The sequence below is a fragment of the Stanieria cyanosphaera PCC 7437 genome (genome assembly GCF_000317575.1).
Taxonomy (GTDB): Bacteria; Cyanobacteriota; Cyanobacteriia; order Cyanobacteriales; family Xenococcaceae; genus Stanieria; species Stanieria cyanosphaera.
Window position 1 is genome coordinate 149,116 of record NC_019765.1, and the last position, 16,756, is coordinate 165,871.

The following is a 16,756-nucleotide window of genomic DNA, read 5'->3' on the forward strand; positions in this document are numbered from 1 at the left end:
AACTCTTTTCAATTGATTATGCCAATCGGCATTCTTAAGTACAATCGCGCCTTACTAACCCGACCCGATATAATTTTCTGTGGTAGAAAAATTGGAAATCCAGAACTAATTGGTCTGGGTAATCCTTTTTCTCATAAACCCAATAGCAATGCTGTATTTATAGTTAATTCTCTTGAAGAATCTTTAATGTCATATCGTTTATGGCTGTGGAAATCATTAAAAACTTATCGAAAAAGTAAAATTTCTACCTTAGAACTTTGGGAAATGGTTTATCTCAATCGATTTCTACATTTAGCCATACTGATTGGAGAAAACAAAGTAAGTGGATTAATGTGTTTTTGTACCAATATTAATAATTACAAATATAGTAAAAACAAAGAAATAAAGTGTCACGTTCAAATCTTATATAGAGCTTGTATTTGGTTGAATAATAATTCTCATACATCAAATAAAAATTAGATGTATTAAGTAAAAAATAAATGATTAATTTAATAGTTCTAAATTTATAATTTTGACCGTAAAGTAATTTTAAATAAACTCATTATAGGGCTAACGCCCCGAAGATTGGCTAACAAAATTAACGCTTTGATTGCCATTATGAAACTCGAACAAACAACAAATTTAAATAACGATTTACCAAGAAAAAAAACTAAAGACAACCAACTAACCTTAGATGACGATCTCAAATCATCAAAGCATTTAATTGCCAGAATTGAGCGAGAACGCGACTACTTTCATACCTGCATCAATAGTCGATATTAAGGAGGAAACAAATGAGTCTAGCTACTCAAGTTCTCAAGTATAGTTCAAAGCGAGCAGTTGAATTATGGAATCTAATCAAACAAGCCAAAGATGAGTCGGACATTGAAATTTTAACTACCTCATTTTTACAGCACAAATCCGATCGAGAAGTAGCCATCGATGCCGTGGCTGAAGTTGCCGAACAGATTGATGCTGAAATCTCTGCGATCTCCGCTAGAAAACAATATCTTGTCGAACTTCACAATCGAGCCATCGAACGCCTTAAAAGTAAAAAAGAAACCATCGATAAAACCATCATCAAACTATACGAAGCAGGAGCGATCGCAACTTCGACTGAAGGTTTGTCTAAAACTATCAAAATCAAAACCAATCCTCCAAGCTGTGAAGTGTTAATCCCTCCTCAAAATTTACCCGAAGAGTATCGCTATGAAAAGGTTGAGATTAGAGCCGATAAGAAAGCCATTACTCAAGCTTGGAAACAAGGTATTGAAGTAGAAGGCACGGAAGTCTTTCAAAAACAGCGCGTAGTTTACGAATTAAACAGGGACATTACCTAAGATGACAGATACCTTAAAAATTCCCGAACCCTACGATCTAGAAAAATGCACCGTCAAAATAGTTCTGCTATTGCATCCATGCAAAACCAATTCCAACGAGCCAGACTGTACGATTGCCGTTAGTACTCATGAAGATATTCCTCTAACTAAAATAATCAAGCGTTCTCAATTGAGTTTACCAGAACCAATAAAAGATTTGCTTGCAGAGTTAAAAGCCGATTTACCCCAACGAGAATTCCACGCTCGCGTCAAGCAAAGTAAAACCAGTAAGCAGAAAACTACTCATACTAATAAATCTGATAAAACTTCTCAACCAAATGAATCTAATACCTCAACTATCAAACAAGTTCAATTATTCTAGTTAAAACCATGAGCGATAAAGTTACTGTCGTTTTTGAAGGTAAGGAATACCCTATTGATGCAGCGATCGCAGCAGATGATGACAAACTCCGACAAATTTTATCTCCCTTTATTCCCGCAGCCGCCAATGCCAAAATTCAGCGAGAAGATGGTCAACCCATTCAAATAATCAAACAGGCAGGTACAAAAGGATGACTCCCCTCGAATATCTACGCTGTAGTCCAGAAACCATTAATCCCGCTATTGTTACAGCAAGGCATATTCAACATCTCGAACTGTCAGGACAAGTAACTCCAGAAATGATGGAACAATTAGCCAAAGAAGCAAAAAGTGCGATCGCCCAATGCAAACAAGCCATTGCCGATTATAATTACAGTCTCCAGCGACTAAAATCGGCTAATTCCCAATCCAATTGCGTTCCTTGGGGATTTTGAGCGTCCATTTGTAAAATTAGTATATATAGATTCTCAAGGTAAAAACATTATGACAACATTAGCCAAATGGTCGGTCGATGATTATCATCTCATGATTGAAAGCGGAGTTTTAAATAACCGCTCTGTAGAATTATTAGAAGGAGAAATTATTGAAATAAGTCCCGAAGGACCATTACACAGGTTCACTAACGATGCAGTTGCTGAATACTTGCGAGAATTGCTGCGCGGTCGAGCAAAAGTATTTGAGGCACACCCAATTACCTTGACTAATTCCCCCCATTCGTCCCGTCAGGGCGGGATAATAAGGGCAAGCGAGCCAGAACCCGATATTGCCGTAGTCCGCCTGCCCAATAGCAATTATTTGACTCATCATCCCTATCCCGAAGATATTTATTGGTTAATAGAAATCTCCAACACTACTCTAGAAGAAGACTTGGGTAGAAAGAAAAAAATCTACGCTAATGCAAGTATCGATGAATATTGGGTTATTAACTTAAAAACAACAGAAATAATTATTTTTAGAGAGCCATCTGGTAACGATTACAAAACCAAGTTTACCCTCGACCGAGGTACAATTACTCCCATTACCTTTCCCGAGCTTCAAATTGAAGTAGCAAGAATACTAGGACAAGTTTAATTTAAATTTTATTGATCGTAATTTTCGTTCGACTCGTTCGTTCCATACTCTAATTCTAAAACTGCCAGCAACTTCTCTTCTAAAGCAGTCAGTTCTGGTCGAGTAATTTTAGCCAATCCCTTCAGAACCCAAAGTGCAGCCTCATCTAATTGTCCCGTTTCGTGTAAATCGTTCATCCGAAAGCCAATTTCTTTTAACTGTCGGCATTGTTGCCGAGAAAAATCGAGCGAGCTGAGATTTTCACCCCGCAGCAGATACCGCTCGTTCCAAGTATCGACCAAACAGCTAAATTCGTACACTTCACTCACAATACACCAACAGCCACTTTTCCCGCGCAATTCGGGATTATCCTTAGCTAGAATCTGGCAAACTTCCCCGACTCGAAAAGATATCGGTGCCGAATTCTTCTCCTTCATGCGCCGTACTACATCCTTTACTATCCTTCCCGTCGGCACTTTACCCCCCGCTTCTTCTACCGCAGTCTCCCAAGCTGAGGGTTGTGACTCCCACTCTAGTTGAGTTAAGGGTTGTACTTGACCCTCTTTAGTGGGCAAAATGTGCAAAAATTTTACACATTTTTCACTTAGATTATCGTAAATTAAAGCAGCTTCGATCAACTGATAGGGACGACGGCGAGTATAATCAAAGCGATCGCGACAGTAATCTTCAAAAGTCGCGTGAGTCGAACGATATAACTTGCGATCGCGTAACTCCATCAATGCCATGCCAGCCTCGTAAAATGCCCGTTCGACTTTTCTCTCCAATGAATAGCGGTCGCTTTCTTCCTCCACTGTAAGGGGAGCGATTGGTATCACTGCTAGTTCGCCACTTTTACTCGAAGATTTTCTTTTTTTTCGCCATTGCCTTGTCGAGCGCGCCATCTCTTGTTTCTCCGATGATGCTTAAATTATTTTACCCTGTCACCACCAAAGCAAGAGATGCACAAACCAACATCAATTACGAAAACATAGGGTTTGACTTCAGAATAACTCTTGGAAACATCAATTCTCAAGAGCTATTTTACCCGCCCTTATAACCCAAGAATTTTTTGTAAAAACTTTTTTTCTAACTCCAAAGTGCCTAAAGTGACAGAAGCGTTTCATTAGCGATCGCTAATAATGAATAAAAGAAACTCGGCAGATTATTGGTTCATATGAACTGAAAAAGTTGAGTTTCTTAGGAGAGAGATAGAAGAGATTGCCCTCAAGCGATAGATTAAATTTATCCAATTTCAGCTACTTCAATTAATGCTTCTCCAGCATAATGGGTAGAAATTTGAATTGTTACTTTCTTTTCAAGTTTGTTCAGAAACCCAAACAGACGAGCTTCTGAAAACAGATGATATTTACCTTTCATAAGGTTAGAAACTTCTGGCTGTTTGATATCGAGCAGCTTGGCAATTTCTTGCTGCTTTAGATTACGGCTTTCTAAAATACGGCGCACAGTAACTCCTAGTTTGGCACGAGTAAGAAGTTCTTCGGCATCTTCTAAACCCATATCTGCGAATACATTACCACTGCTTGGAGTAAATTCAATTGGTGTCATATCTTCACTCATCATTAATTCTCCTTCGATCTCTCAACTGCTGTTTTATAACGTTTCTTGATTAAATCAATATCCTTTTTTACTTCTTCTGGAAAGCTTTTTACTTGTTTTAAACTATCTCCCATCCAAACAACGGATTTTTCCATTTTATAAGTAAATACTTATAATTTTAATTATTGAGATTATACTCTACATACTTATCAAATAAAAAATTGTGATTCTGTAATGTGTAAAATTTTTGCACATTTGATTGGCGATCGCTTTCTTCGCTTACTAACAAAGTCGATCGATAATCTTCAAGAAATGAGAAAATAATTAAAAAACTCTAAAAAAACTGCTCGTGAGCTACCTGCTATATTCCCAAGCTCAACAGTTAAAGTTACACGAACCCGTTCCCGTTACCCTTCATCCCGCCGCAGTTTACCTCAGTTCTCTCAGTCAAGGGTCGCGTCGTTCGATGCTGTCTTCCCTCAATGCGATCGCCCATCTGTTGACTGAGGGAGAATGCGATGCTTTTTCTTTAGATTGGTCGAAGTTACGCTATCATCACACCGCAGCAGTTAGAACCGCCCTCAAACAAAGACTCGCTCCCGCTACTACTAATAAAATGTTAGTGGCTTTGCGTCGGGTACTGACTGAAGCCTATCGTTTGGATTTAATTGATGCTAAAGACTATCATAAAGCAGTAGATATTGCCAATGTTAAAGGAACGGGTCAGTTAAGGGGTCGCGCTTTAACTCGTGCCGAAATTGAAAGTTTGATCGAGTGTTGTTACCAACGAAGAGATGCGATCTCCCTTAGAGATGCTGCCGTAATTGCTATCTTACGTTGTGGTGGCATTAGGCGACAGGAAATAGTTCAACTGAAATTAGAAGATTTAGATTTAGCAACTGGAGAATTAACCATTCGTCGGGGAAAAGGAGGCAAATTTAGGCTGGTTTATCTAACTCCTGAAGCGATGGACATGGTTGAAGATTGGTTAGAAATAAGGGGCAAGCTACCAGGACCTTTAATCTGTCCCGTCAATAAGGGAGGAAAGGTCATTTTGCGTCACTTTGCTGCCGATGGTGATGGAATCTATAAATTAGTCAAAGCTAGAGCAATGATGGCAGGAGTCAAACATTTTTCTCCCCATGATTTTCGGCGGACTTTCTGTAGCGATCTCTTAGCAGAAGGTGAAGATGTATTTACCGTACAGGAATTGGCTGGTCATGCTTCCCCCGCCACTACTGCTAAATACGACCGTCGCGGTGAAGGTAGAAAACGTAGGGCAGTCAAGCGGTTGAAGTTTAGATGTTGACACTCCCACGGCTACGGCTAACGCCTAAAGCCATGGGATTCTTCTATCATCGAGTTTCCGTTAGACAACAGGGTTGCCCCAACTGCCCAAGAGGGAATCTCTCCAGAAGCGTTTAGGGATTGCTCCCATGTTCCTGCGTGTCCCGCAGTACGTAAGGCTTTCTGCAAAACGTTGGCTGCTGCGTTTTTATCCCTACACATCTGGGTTAAACAGACATTGCATCGGTGAGTACGGGTACTTAAACTTTTTTGTACTTTATTCCCGCAAACACTACAGTCAACTGTCGTATAGTGAGGGGGTACAGCGACGGTTACTTTGCCGAACTTAACCCCAAAGTATTCAATCCAATAGCGTAGTCTACTCCAGCCTATATCCTGTATAGATTTAGCTAATTTAGGATTGCGTACCATATTCTTCACTTTTAAATCTTCATAGGCGACAAAATCTGCCGATTTCGTTACGCAACGGGCTACTCTCTTAGCCCATTCTTCACGCTGCCTACTTACTTTAAGGTGAAGTTTTGCTAGTTTAGTTCTAGCTTTTTTGTAGTTGTTAGATTGAGGTTGACCTTTACGGTACTTTTTAGATACCCGACGCTGTAGTTTAGCTAGTCGTTTCTCCGAAGACCTGTAGAATCTGGGATTTGGCTCACTATGCCCTGTGTTATCAACATACGCAAACTTTAATCCCATATCTAGACCTATGGCTTTACCTGTAGGCTCGACGTTTTCTTTGTTATCTACGTCAATAGAAAACTGACAGTAATACCCATCTGCTTTACGAACTAATCGAACTCGTTTGATTAACTTGTTTTCGTAGAAACGTAGGTCATGAGTACCTATCAGCTTCACTCGACCTATAGCTTTCTTGTCGGAAAAAACAATATGCTTACAGGTAATTCTATCTAGCTTCCAACCAGTAGTTTTATATTCTACAGAGCGAACGTTTTTCTTAAAGCGCGGGTATCCTTTTTTGCCTGGTACTTTTTTCTTGCAGTTGTCAAAAAACCTTGCAATCGCAGACCAAGCTCTTTCTGCTGCGGATTGTCTTGCCATTGAGTTTAATTCGTTAGCAAAGCTAAAGTCATCAGCCAACACCTTGCAATACTTGTTGAGGTCGTAACGTCCTACTCCTTTATTGTCCATCCAGAATCTTAGACATTTGTTTCTGATGAACTGAGTAGTTCTAATCGCCTCATCTATCGCTCGGTATTGTTCTGTTTTAGCTTTAACCTTAAACTCTAAGACAATCATGTTTATGTCAAGCTTACTGACATAAGATAGTATAGCATAGTAAGAAGGCACTTAAAAGGAGGGGCTGTGTGCTGAACTTGGTTCAGCACTTTATAAGCCCCGTTGCCGAGTAGCGTGTATCCAACTGCTGAAGCGAGTTGGTTTTACGCTGCCCGTTGTCTCTATAATTTAAGGTCATAAAACTAGACGAGCGGTTGAATCTTTTCAATCTCCCCTCCTTCTTTTTGCATGACCCGATATAGCTCGTTCGCCCTTTGCATATTTAACCAGAAATCAGGAGATGTATTAAAATATTTGGCTAATCTCAAAGCAGTACTGGTTGTAATTCCCCTCTTACCATTAATCAGTTCGTTAATCCTTTGATAGCTTACTCCAATTCCATCAGCGAGTTGTTGCTGGGTCAATCCCATTGGTTCTAAGAATTCTTCTTTCAACATCTCACCAGGACTGGTAGGGGGTCTATTAGTTGGGATATTAACCATAAGCTTACTTCTCAATGATAATCTACAATTTCAACATCTTTAATACCATCGTCTGACCAGATAAAACAAATTCTGTACTGGTCGTTAATGCGAATACTGTGTTGTCCTTCTCGGCTGCCTTTTAAAGCCTCTAATCGATTCTTAGGTGGAGAACGCAAATCATTTAAGCTAGCTGCACTCATCTAATTGGTCGAGCTTTCGTCTCGCTATTTTCCATAGATTTTGAGGGCAAACTTTCCGCGCATACTTTGTATCATCTCCATTAAAAATATCGGCGTTGCTGAATGAGTAAGGATTTAGGCGATCGCCTACTGTCCATAATAGTATTCCAGGTTTCCAATGATTTACTACTGTCCAAACCCACACCTTATTCTTTTTGTTCCCGATAAATGTTTGTAACTCATCTATCTCGGTTATCTCAGGAATTTCTTCTCCATCTGGAGCATCGGGTAATTTAATTCCCTCTTCTTTAATCCAATTCATGACTGTGGTGTGGTGAATTTCTATGACTCTCTCAATACCTCTTAAACCCATTCCATTTAGATACATTTTGAGACATAGTTGTCTAACTTCAGGTGGATAGCTCCGCTCTATTGGCGATTCAACAAACTGTCTTCCACAATCTCGGCATTTGTAGCATTGTTTTCGACGACGAAGACCGTTTTTAGTTACTCTTTGTGAGTTGCATCTGGGACATTTCATCTCTTCATTATGCCAAAAACATCATTACTCATTCAGCAACGCCATATTTCCCTTTGTCCGTAGCGGTAGCGATCGCTTCGCGGATATCCTTAACTCCAGCTAGAACGGCGTTAATAGCTATAAAATGAGCGCGGGTGGTTTGAGCGATGATGCGAGCTAGAGTAGTTTTACCCGTTCCTGGAGGACCAAAAAAAATTAGTGAAGATAACTGGTCGGCGACAATGGCACGACGGAGTAAGCGTCCCTCACCAACGATATGGTCTTGCCCCACAAATTCATCTAGAGTTCGGGGTCGCATTCGATCTGCTAGGGGTGCTTCAGATTTGACTTTTTGTTGATAACTTTGCTCGAATAAGTCCATCTATTTTGGATTTTAAAACATTTAGTTGCAGAAATTTGGTAATTTTGTCTCTCTCTATTTAACAAGGTTTTAATTCCCGACAGTTTACCAATACTTCTTTGCCATAAGTATCTCTAATTTTTGCCACTATACCAGTAGTAGCTTGTACGATCCATGTTCCTTTAGCTTTTAACCATTCAACTATTGTTCCTGGTTGAATAAGAGGTTCGGGTTCTTTTGTCCTGTCCATCCCTGGAGATAAATTATTATCTTTCCCTATAGTGGACACAGAATAAATATCGGTAGTAGAGTCTACTTGAGTTATGCTTTTATCTCTTTGCAGCCAACTGGCAAATATCTCTTCCCTACAATCATTGGGAGGCTCAAAGAGATAAACCCTCTCTCGTTTATCTCTCGAACCTAAGCGACCAATACAGGTTAACTTGAGTCCTAAAAGACCGAGCAGCTTCTGAACTATTTTAATTGGGGTATCTGATTCAACTATGGTTAAACCGAGGAAAGTTTTTAGTTCTCTTTTGTTGAATTGCGCGAATTCGGCAATTAGTTGTAAATTGGGATCGCTACCTCTGTATTCAACTCCTGGTTGGAGTAGTCCAATTATCAAAGTTTCCAATAATCTCAGGGAAGTAGATAGCAAACTGCGGTTAAAATCTGGCAACCATAAACGGTTTTTGGTATAAGTAGCGATCGCTCTTAACTGTCTTGAATCTCGTTCGATTAAATAGGGTCTGCCGACGGTAAGGTAATAATGGGAGAGCAATTGGGAATACCATCCCTCATCATCTTTAGCTACTAATTCGGGGGTAATAAATATATCGCTGCCATAACGCATGACTAAGCTGCCCTTACGTTCAATCCATCTCTCTTCTTTGGTTTTGGCTCGTTTATCTTTTAGTTTCTGGTATTGAGCATCGGTCGGGATGGGTGCGTTAGCTACTTCGATACATTCCGCCTCATATTTAGTATTTGCTACTTGTTTTAGTTGGGTTTCTATTTCAGCGGTGGGATTAGATTCTAACCGATTGAGTTCGGGAGGGGCGGTTATAAAATGTCCCTCGGCAATCAAACCTTCAACGATAGAACTACGATAATTCTGCATGGTGAGGTTGATATAACAGCCTCTTCTCGCCCAAGTGTTTAGGGATTCTGGTTGAAAGTTAGTATCCAAATCGAGGTCGCTAAGTGAGGCATCGGCAGCTTGGAGTAAACGAATGTTTGTACTGGCTTTATTTTTAGTGCTGGCAATCAGAGCTTTTTTAATCGTAGCTCCATTACCTACCATACATTTATGAAAACCTCGTTTAGCTGCCCAGAGATAGCGGGGTACTGAAGCACGGATACGGGCTAACGCCTGACGAATGGAATCGGCAGTCTGTACTCCTTGGGCGATCGCCCAGACGGAATCGAAGTGCGGTATCTGTTTAATTTTTCCTAAGTTAGTATTGATGCCCCTGAGTATTAATTGAAAGGCTAAAGGAACTTCAGAATAACATTTATCCGTTCTTTGGCATTCGATACTAACTCCTGTTTCAATGGAGGGAGAAGCGATCGCCAGATCGTAGTTTGGTAGAATTTCATTAAGATGGGCAATACAGCCATAAGCTGGATGAGAGGGATCTGCTACTGTTTCTGAATCGATACGGAGAATTTTCTTATCTGGGAATTCTAGTTGTAAATAAGATTCTAAATTTTGCGTACCCCATTTGGATTTAAGTTTCTGTGCCGAACAACTGATAAATGGTTTCCCACCAGTTTCAATATGATTGACTAAATCTCGAACTAAACGGGCGGGATTTTTATCTTCATAGTTATGTATTGTCCACCGTTGTTCGATAGGGGGTTGCCAATCATTAACCACTACAAAGGGTTCGACATGAAAACCTGCAAGTCCGCGGATGTAGTCGATAGCGACATCAGATAAATCCGCATCGGCAAGATATACCTTACCATCTCCTGAAAGATTATTTTGAATAAGAGTTTTAAACTGAGCTAAAATTTCTACTCTCTCTGAAGTACAGGTGGCGGAATTGAGCATATGCCAAATTACCTGTTCTGCTTCGTCGATAATTACTATTCCGTCTGACCAGTTATCGGCATTAAACCTCGCTCCTGAATTTGGGTGTAATGAATCAATACAGAGTCCGTAACCGAGAACAGTTCCGTATTCAACGGTTTTGATTTCCGTTAAATAAGGTAGTCCCACTCTCTGACACAGTGCTTCTCCTAATTGAATGCGGTGAGTTAATAACAGCACCCATTTTCCTTCTCTGGTGGCTTGTTGGACTATTTGTTCTAGTAAATGAGTTTTGCCCGTGCCTTTGGGAGATTTGAGACATATGAGTTTGGCAGTGTCAGGAATTATTAAGGGACTGGGGGACTGGGGGACTGGGGGACTGGGGAATGCTTGTGACTCCCCGTTATGCGAAGCCCTAAAGGATTCCCTAACGGTCACGGTATCCTTTAGGACTCCTCGTCTGTCCCCATGCTTCCATACTTCCACGCTCTCTATCCCCAAGTTACCTAGATAGCGTCTATTAACCTGAATATTGGCTTTGTAGGTTAATTGAACTGAGGTGCGGACTAACCAAGTTTCTAAAGACAATGCCTTACTATAAGATCGATGAAATGCCTCTGCACCATGTTGAACAATTAAATCGTCAACCCCTTTGGCCGATTCCCGCCAGTTAATTACTTTGACATCAACTCCAGCTTTGGTAAAAAGTTTTCCTGTTTTGGCGATCGCCCGATTGACATTGGCGATCGTACTGGCTTTAGAATCTTTATCAAAGGCAAAATAGATTTTACGTCCTGGTATAGCAAAGACTTGAAGTTGGGGAATGAGTTTTGCCAGTCCCGTATACCTTCCGAATTCATCTTTGGGTTGGCGGTAGCCATTAAAGATACCAGGTAAGGCGATCGCTGCATAGCCTAGACTAATTAAGGAAGCTGCTTTTTTAGCTCCTTCGGTAATAATTAAAGGAACTTCGGGGTTATTTACGACCCATTCCCAGAATGAGATTGGAGCAGTGCGATCGCTGAGTCTAAGTGTTAGAGGAGAGAGAAATAGCTTGACTTTGTTTAGCTTGGCTATTTTATGCCAAAGAAATAGAGAAATTTTTAGGGCAATTATTCCCGTCGGGTGTTTAGGAGGACCTTCATATTTAATTATTTTCCCTTTATCTGCCGATAGTCTAGGTTGAAGCGGTTTGAATTGTCCCCAGAGATCGTCATTGTAATTGTTGAGGACATCAACTCCCGATACCCACCAACCTCCAGCTTCGATATGGCGATAACGTTTGAGGATGCTATAGCTAATTGCACCTGAATTGGTTCGTTTTAGTTTTTCGGAGATAAACAGGCGGTCTAGTGCAGCCTGACCTTCGAGGTGGAAAAAGTTAAGTTTTATTAAATCGGGGTGGATTCCGCTTTCTTGGCAGAGTTCCTGATATTCGGCAGATGTGAGTTGGTTAGGTAGTTGTTCTTCATTTGATGTATTGGAAATAGCATGGTGTTTCGGTAATTGTTGCGTCATTGAAGGGGACTCCATTAATTATTTTTTTTGGAGCCTTAAAACCATGTCATAGCAAGCATTTAAATTCCCATAGCGAAATTACACCAGACATTTTGGCGCAGGAAAAAATAGACCTCGAACGAGATCGCCGTGCAACTCTGGAGAATTGAAGATAGAATATTAACTAGGTGGGAAAATATTCTATTTATTTTTTCCAGAAAAGGAGCTTGGACACTTGTTAGCAAACATTATGGGTCTAGGCTCTTTTTCGTTTAGGAAATTAAATTGAATGGAGTTATTGGTTTAAACAAGGTCATAGTTACTTTGAAAAATAAATATAGCAACTCCTATTGTACAGACTCTTCAAATACTGATGTTTAGGAGTTCCTAAACACTTGCAGAAAATATTTCGATTAGCTGAAATACTTGTCTTATTAGGCTTTTTCTACATTTTCTATTTCCGAATGAACACAAAACGTTTCCGAATGAACACAAAACGTTTCCGAATGAACACGAAACGTTTCCGAATGAACATTAAGTGTTTAGGAGCTATAACTATTGCTATTTATAAAGATTAGAGTTTGTTAAATTTTGTGACTGTTTAGGAGCTTTTTCAACCTTCCTAAACACTATCAAACTGATAAACAAAACAAAAAAACCCTTTAATTGAGGGCTTTTGAAAGATATGGAGGCATTATTTATTTGCTCGATTATGCTTCTAAACCTAAATGAGTTAAAAGTTTAGTTTTAAGTTCTGGGGTAACTGGATGAGGATAACAACCGTTCTCAATTTGAGATAGGCGGGAAGGAGAAATACTAATTTGTTTAGCCATAGTTCTCAAGCTTTCTTTATTAGCTTTACGTGCTTTCCTAATTTGTTTACCAAAGGCTAATAAATCTATGTTCAGTATTGTCTCGTGGGTTAAGGTTTGCTCTTTATCGATTTGAAAATCAGATATGGGCAAATTTGGTTTGAGCTTCGACTGTATTTTTGGTTGATACAAAATACCAAAACACTTTAACCAATCGTTAAACCAGTATTTTGGCTTTTTAATTTTACTGTCAGATTCGACCCATTCAGGAACGTCTGCATCATATATAAAACTGTATGGATGCTCGAATTTAGCTAAAGTTTTAAGTCCGCGATCAAAGCTACGCTTTAGATTAGATGCAGCACTACTATTGATTAAAGCTATCTCTATTTCCTCTCCATAACCAAGGCATCTTAAAAGAGTTTCTATCTGAAAACGACTATTTCTACTTTGTTGTAAGGCAAAAAGAGCAAAATAAGCGATTCTCAAAGCCATTTTTTCTCGGTAAGGGTCTAATTTTAATGATTCGCCACTGAGATAGCCAAATTCTCTTAAATAGTCATGACCAGCAAATTTTTCAAACCAAGAGCCTGGACTGTAGGTAATTTCAATATCGATTATGCTATCTTTTCCATCAAGACTTGGTTGAACTATCTGTTTGATATTGTAAACATCCCAGAGATTTGACATTTCGACTGTAAAAATCCCTTTGTGGCGAACACGCCATTCTCTAACCCAGACTTCTAAACGCTTGAGTAGGTATACATGATGAGCGAGTTGAAGCAGCTTTTCTTGTTTTGATAAGTAGCGAGTAGATTCTTTAATAAGGCTTCTATCAGCTTTCGGAATGTAGTGATTTCTTTTTTTGCTGTCACCAAAATTAGTTAAAAGTTTAGAAGCTGAGACAGTGATTTTTTCTTTCCAGGCTTCGGGTTTACGGAAAGCGATCGCAGATAGTGCGTAATGTAGTTTTAGGGTTTGTTCGCCAAATTGATGGGCAATTACTTCTTTTGTTTGATAGGCTACTTCGGCAAAGTCAGTTAGATCGAATCTATCTCGAATCTGCAACTCGACCCGACCAGAGGAAAAATCTTTTCCTCCATTTAATCTATCGGGTTTTAATTCCCAAAAATCCATTCCCGTGACCCCTGCCGTGTAAACCGTGTCAGTTATTGCACTGCTAGGACATTCTTCGTAAAATTTGTTCTGGCATAGTTGCGCTTCAGATGGCGATCTTTTTTCTTTTTTATTGAGTTTAAGAGCGGATTGGCTCTTGATACTGGACTCATAAGATTTGTTTTCGCTCTTGTCTCTTTTATTGCTAATTTTAGCGTCAGAATGTCCCATTATTACGCCAGATATAGGAGAGTTAAAGTTCAGCTGGAGCAAAGAAATATGCTTGTCTTGTCCAGCATTTGTCCGAATAAAACCACAAAAAAAGCGCGATTGTCACTGAAATATAGCGCAGAAATTAGCTTTTATTCAGTTTCTTTGTCTTCTTTGCAGATTAATTTAGTAGTTCAATTAATCGAACAAAAAGGAGGATTCGATAGGTTAAGTTAATCAGCGATCGCCCAAACGATTTAGTACAGATTTATTGTCTAAAATCAAACAAGGGAATAGGGGGTGAGGAATAGTGATAAGCTTTTTTTGATTGATTATTAAGTCAGATTAAACCAATAGGTGGGTTCTTCTATGGTTGTTACAATTGTTCACGTTAAAGTTAAACCTGAATACATTCAAGACTTCATTGAAGCTACTAAACTCAATCATCAATACTCGATTCAAGAGCCAGAGAATATGCGGTTTGATATTTTACAAGCTCCTGAAGACAAAAGCCAATTTATTCTCTATGAAGCCTATAAAACCGAAGCAGGAGCAAGTGCCCATAAACAAACTCAACACTATTTAACTTGGCGAGAAACAGTGGCAGATTGGATGGCCGAACCCCGTCAAGGTGTACCCTATGATGTAATTGCACCTGTTTAACGAACTATGGCTATTTCTCCCTTCTTTTTTGCTAAAGTTCCTCCCATTCATTTTGGTACGGAAAAAATTGAGCAACTTCCCTCTCTACTTAAGTCAGTCAAGGCTCATAATGTCTTAGTAGTGACAGGAGGAACATCTCTGGAGCATTCTGGTAATTGGTCGGCGATTCAGTCTCTCTTAGAACAAAATCAAATTAATTTTGAAAGAATCTCTTATTCAGGAGAGCCGACCACACCTGATGTAGATAAATTGTGCCAACAATATCGACCTCACCAGATTGAAGCGGTAGTGGGCATTGGCGGCGGAAGTGTTATCGATCTAGGCAAAGCACTGTCGGCCATGCTCCCCCATCAGAATTCGATTTTTGACCATCTAGAAGGAGTGGGCAAGGGTATTCCTCACAGTGGAGTGAAATTGCCTTATTTTGCCATTCCCACTACTTCTGGTACCGGGGGAGAAGTTACCAAAAATGCAGTTATTAGTGAAGTAGGAAAAAATGGTTATAAAAAATCTCTGCGTCACGACAACTTAATCCCTGACGGGATAATTATTGATGGCAATTTACTGACATCCTGCCCCCGACACATTACCGTTGCCTGCGGTTTGGATGCCTTTACCCAACTGTTAGAACCTTTTTTATCTCCTACCGCTTCCCCCCTAACCGATGCGATCGCCCTCAGTGGCATTGAAAAGGTGGCAGAATATTTTCTTCCAGCTTGCGGTTCGGAAGCTAATAATCCGAGGGTAAGGGAAGGCATGGCTTACGCTTCCCTATGTTCGGGAATATGTTTGGCTAATGCTGGTTTGGGAATCGTACATGGTTTGGCTTCTCCTGTAGGGGGTTTATTTCCCATTCCTCATGGAGTGGTTTGTGGCACCTTAATGGCAATGGCTAATAAAGTGACCTTAGAAGCGATGAGAGCCAGAGAACCCCAAAATCCAGCTCTGGTCAAGATGAGTCGGGTGGGTAAAATCCTCTCTACAGAAACTGGAAAATCGGAGCATTACTATGCAGATTTCTTAATTCATACTCTTTCCGAGTGGACAGAACAATTAGCTCTGCCTAAATTCAGCGATTATGGAGTCAAAGCTAGGGATTTAGAAACAATTGTTGAGCAAACTTCTAACCGAAATAATCCGATTAAACTGACTCGTGAAGAGATTAAATCAATTTTATCAAGTCGTTTGACAGGTGAACAGCCGCCCTCTGGATGAAGAGGATGCGATAATCTTGGGACAATAGTTAAGTAGAACTATTCATAGGCAGATAACACTCGACCTGAAAATCGATATTTCCTCATAAGTTCCTCAAATTTCAGCTTTAATCTTAAAAACTAGAGAAAAAAGTAATTTAGAAAAAATGAGCAACAAACATATTTTCTTAGATTGATGGGATGAGTCTTGTGGAAGATTTACCGGTGGGAATAGAAAAAACTTAAGTAATTTTAAATATTACAAAACTTTTAATAAATACTATTTTCAAAAAACTAAAAATAAATTAAGCAACAAGCTTTATTAGCTGGAAAACAACTAACTTTAATTTTGCAAAATGCTTACAAAATTAGTAGACCTGACTCATCTTTGGGTCATAAAAGAAGTTCAGTATCTTGCCGAATCTGAAGAATATCGAGGTAATTTAATTCTTCGAGATTTATATTATAAACAGCAGCTAATTGAATATGTTTTATCTAATTTAAATCATCGATGTATGATGATTGAATTAACTGCAATTCCAAAAGAAGCTGACGATCTGTTTCCTCAGTGTCCCTTAGATGAGCGAGTAGTAATGAGACAATTATTGCTAATGGGAATGTCTAAGATAGTGCGATCGCGCCTTGAGCAAGCAGAAAAACAACAAATAGTAATCTCGACCGATAGGAAACAGCCAGACAGACCTAATATAAATTGACAATAACCATAATTTGATTTCGCTCGAAAGTCACAGCAGGCTCCGCCCTAAACGGACGGAGCCTGCTGTGACCGTTGGTCGATCTACGCTACAGCTAAGGATATTACCAAATATATTTTAGAAAAAGCAGATAAACTATATA

At 39.6% G+C, this 16,756-nt stretch carries 18 protein-coding genes and 3 pseudogenes; 11 read left to right on the plus strand and 10 right to left on the minus strand.

The window, feature by feature from the left end:
• Window positions 1–18: 18 nt before the first annotated feature.
• The 7 genes from STA7437_RS22815 (at window position 19) to STA7437_RS22845 (ending at window position 2,750) form a co-directional block, all read left to right on the plus strand.
• Window positions 19–459 carry a hypothetical protein gene (locus STA7437_RS22815; protein ID WP_015211998.1) on the plus strand — a complete coding sequence of 147 codons (441 nt, stop codon included), beginning with the start codon at window positions 19–21 and terminating at the stop codon, window positions 457–459.
• 138 nt (window positions 460–597) lie between these two features.
• A complete protein-coding gene (locus STA7437_RS22820; RefSeq protein WP_171815488.1) occupies window positions 598–762 on the plus strand; it encodes a hypothetical protein in 165 nt (54 codons plus the stop codon).
• Window positions 763–773: 11 nt separating this feature from the next.
• Entirely contained in the window at window positions 774–1,319 is a 546-nt protein-coding gene (locus STA7437_RS22825; RefSeq protein WP_015211999.1) for a siphovirus Gp157 family protein, read from the plus strand.
• 1 nt (window position 1,320) lies between these two features.
• Window positions 1,321–1,680 (plus strand): hypothetical protein, encoded by a 360-nt coding sequence (locus tag STA7437_RS22830; protein ID WP_015212000.1) that lies wholly within the window; start codon window positions 1,321–1,323, stop codon window positions 1,678–1,680.
• A gap of 8 nt (window positions 1,681–1,688) precedes the next feature.
• Complete coding sequence (locus STA7437_RS22835; RefSeq protein ID WP_015212001.1) at window positions 1,689–1,874, plus strand: hypothetical protein; 186 nt, start codon at window positions 1,689–1,691, stop codon at window positions 1,872–1,874.
• The gene (locus STA7437_RS22840; RefSeq protein ID WP_015212002.1) at window positions 1,871–2,113 is read left to right on the plus strand and encodes a hypothetical protein; all 243 of its coding nucleotides are present in this window, start codon (window positions 1,871–1,873) and stop codon (window positions 2,111–2,113) included. The genes STA7437_RS22835 and STA7437_RS22840 overlap by 4 nt, the downstream gene beginning before the upstream one ends.
• 49 nt (window positions 2,114–2,162) lie before the next feature.
• Window positions 2,163–2,750, plus strand: coding sequence for a Uma2 family endonuclease (locus STA7437_RS22845; RefSeq protein ID WP_015212003.1), 588 nt, complete (start codon window positions 2,163–2,165; stop codon window positions 2,748–2,750).
• Window positions 2,751–2,758: 8 nt separating this feature from the next.
• Here STA7437_RS22845 and STA7437_RS22850 read toward each other — a convergent pair whose 3' ends face one another.
• The 3 genes from STA7437_RS22850 to STA7437_RS27510 form a co-directional block, all read right to left on the minus strand.
• Entirely contained in the window at window positions 2,759–3,631 is an 873-nt protein-coding gene (locus tag STA7437_RS22850) for a hypothetical protein (RefSeq protein ID WP_015212004.1), read from the minus strand.
• Between the two features lie 340 nt (window positions 3,632–3,971).
• On the minus strand, window positions 3,972–4,310 hold the full coding sequence (locus tag STA7437_RS22855) for a helix-turn-helix domain-containing protein (protein ID WP_015212005.1): 339 nt from the start codon (window positions 4,308–4,310) through the stop codon (window positions 3,972–3,974).
• Window positions 4,310–4,441 (minus strand): hypothetical protein, encoded by a 132-nt coding sequence (locus STA7437_RS27510; protein ID WP_015212006.1) that lies wholly within the window; start codon window positions 4,439–4,441, stop codon window positions 4,310–4,312. The genes STA7437_RS22855 and STA7437_RS27510 overlap by 1 nt, the downstream gene beginning before the upstream one ends.
• 194 nt (window positions 4,442–4,635) lie before the next feature.
• Here STA7437_RS27510 and STA7437_RS22860 point away from each other — a divergent pair, with 194 nt between their 5' ends.
• Window positions 4,636–5,595 (plus strand): tyrosine-type recombinase/integrase, encoded by a 960-nt coding sequence (locus tag STA7437_RS22860; RefSeq protein WP_015212007.1) that lies wholly within the window; start codon window positions 4,636–4,638, stop codon window positions 5,593–5,595.
• Between the two features lie 17 nt (window positions 5,596–5,612).
• On the opposite strand, the gene STA7437_RS22865 is transcribed toward STA7437_RS22860, so the two are convergent.
• The 7 genes and pseudogenes from STA7437_RS22865 to STA7437_RS22895 form a co-directional block, all read right to left on the minus strand.
• Window positions 5,613–6,848 carry an RNA-guided endonuclease InsQ/TnpB family protein gene (locus STA7437_RS22865; RefSeq protein WP_015212008.1) on the minus strand — a complete coding sequence of 412 codons (1,236 nt, stop codon included), beginning with the start codon at window positions 6,846–6,848 and terminating at the stop codon, window positions 5,613–5,615.
• A gap of 182 nt (window positions 6,849–7,030) precedes the next feature.
• Window positions 7,031–7,330 (minus strand): HigA family addiction module antitoxin, encoded by a 300-nt coding sequence (locus STA7437_RS22870; protein ID WP_015212009.1) that lies wholly within the window; start codon window positions 7,328–7,330, stop codon window positions 7,031–7,033.
• A gap of 11 nt (window positions 7,331–7,341) precedes the next feature.
• Window positions 7,342–7,600 (minus strand): annotated as a pseudogene (locus tag STA7437_RS27800) (type II toxin-antitoxin system RelE/ParE family toxin).
• A gap of 42 nt (window positions 7,601–7,642) precedes the next feature.
• Window positions 7,643–8,032: pseudogene (locus STA7437_RS25965) on the minus strand (IS1 family transposase); the annotation flags it as partial.
• Between the two features lie 43 nt (window positions 8,033–8,075).
• Window positions 8,076–8,393, minus strand: a pseudogene (locus STA7437_RS22885) (AAA family ATPase); the annotation flags it as partial.
• Window positions 8,394–8,451: 58 nt separating this feature from the next.
• On the minus strand, window positions 8,452–11,925 hold the full coding sequence (locus tag STA7437_RS22890; protein ID WP_015212012.1) for a plasmid replication protein, CyRepA1 family: 3,474 nt from the start codon (window positions 11,923–11,925) through the stop codon (window positions 8,452–8,454).
• Window positions 11,926–12,614: 689 nt separating this feature from the next.
• Complete coding sequence (locus tag STA7437_RS22895) at window positions 12,615–14,063, minus strand: helix-turn-helix domain-containing protein (protein ID WP_015212013.1); 1,449 nt, start codon at window positions 14,061–14,063, stop codon at window positions 12,615–12,617.
• 348 nt (window positions 14,064–14,411) lie between these two features.
• On the opposite strand from STA7437_RS22895, the gene STA7437_RS22900 reads away from it, so the two are divergent.
• The 3 genes from STA7437_RS22900 to STA7437_RS22910 all read left to right on the plus strand — a co-directional run bounded on the left by STA7437_RS22900 (window position 14,412) and on the right by STA7437_RS22910 (window position 16,614).
• The gene (locus STA7437_RS22900; RefSeq protein ID WP_015212014.1) at window positions 14,412–14,705 is read left to right on the plus strand and encodes an antibiotic biosynthesis monooxygenase; all 294 of its coding nucleotides are present in this window, start codon (window positions 14,412–14,414) and stop codon (window positions 14,703–14,705) included.
• Between the two features lie 6 nt (window positions 14,706–14,711).
• The gene (locus STA7437_RS22905) at window positions 14,712–15,920 is read left to right on the plus strand and encodes an iron-containing alcohol dehydrogenase (RefSeq protein WP_015212015.1); all 1,209 of its coding nucleotides are present in this window, start codon (window positions 14,712–14,714) and stop codon (window positions 15,918–15,920) included.
• A gap of 334 nt (window positions 15,921–16,254) precedes the next feature.
• Window positions 16,255–16,614, plus strand: coding sequence for a hypothetical protein (locus STA7437_RS22910; protein WP_015212016.1), 360 nt, complete (start codon window positions 16,255–16,257; stop codon window positions 16,612–16,614).
• Window positions 16,615–16,756: the final 142 nt, after the last annotated feature.